Annotated in this window: 1 protein-coding gene; it reads right to left on the bottom strand. The window is 53.6% G+C overall.

The genetic code is table 11. The annotated features are described in order from the left end of the window. Positions 1-72: 72 nt before the first annotated feature. Positions 73-771: DUF4366 domain-containing protein (locus QZL71_RS13165; RefSeq protein ID WP_294649206.1), on the bottom strand; the 699-nt coding region annotated here is incomplete at its 5' end.

Below are 771 nucleotides of genomic sequence, written 5' to 3'. Positions count from 1 at the left end.
AATTTTGCGATAAGAATCCCTCCAATCTGTTTCGGATTGCAATATGTAAGGCGGCAAACGCCGCCAATAGAATTATTCTTCTGCGTTATCCTCCTCGCCGGTCTCCTCCGGCTCATCCTCCACAGGGATTTCAAAGTCGCCCTTGTCCTCAGTGTAGTTTGCATCGGGGTCAAGGGCTTCTTTTTCTGCCTGCTTTTTCTGCTTCTGCTTCATAAAGGTGTAAATGCCACCGCCAGCAACCAAACCGACCAGTGCCAGTACGCCTAAGAACGTAGCAGCATACTTCGTAACTTTGTTGCCACCAGTCTGTTCAGAACCGGATGCCACCGCTTCTTCCGCAGCCTTTTTCGCATCCTCCTCGGCCTGTTTGCGCTCCTGTTCTGCCTGCGCCGCCGCTTCTTTTTCAGCGGTGTAGGCATCGGCATCTTCATCTTCCATCAGGGAAAGAAGGTCGGCTTCGTCCACAAGATTCATGAAATGAACGGTGTTTTCCCCCTTGTCGTTGCGGTCGATGACCAGATAGAATGTGTTGCCAGACTTCGACACCAGCGTGATGAACTGCTGCCCGCTGCCATCCGAATAACTGGTGTGGTAATCGTCCACCATCGTCAGATTGCCCTCCGGGGTCAGAGCACCGGTTTCCTCATCGGTCACGGTGACCACATCTTCTTCATCGGTGGTAGAAGTCAGGACGGGCTGTTCCACTTCCTCCACAGGCTCACCGCCATAGGCAAAAGCAGGAGCCGCCATGCCAGCGCACAGTGCCACCGA

Origin of the sequence: uncultured Faecalibacterium sp. (assembly GCF_900066275.1) — a bacterium.
GTDB classification, from domain to species: domain Bacteria; phylum Bacillota; class Clostridia; order Oscillospirales; family Ruminococcaceae; genus Faecalibacterium; species Faecalibacterium taiwanense.
The sequence above is the reverse complement of the archived record's forward strand: the minus strand, read 5'-3'. Positions and strand labels throughout refer to the sequence as shown.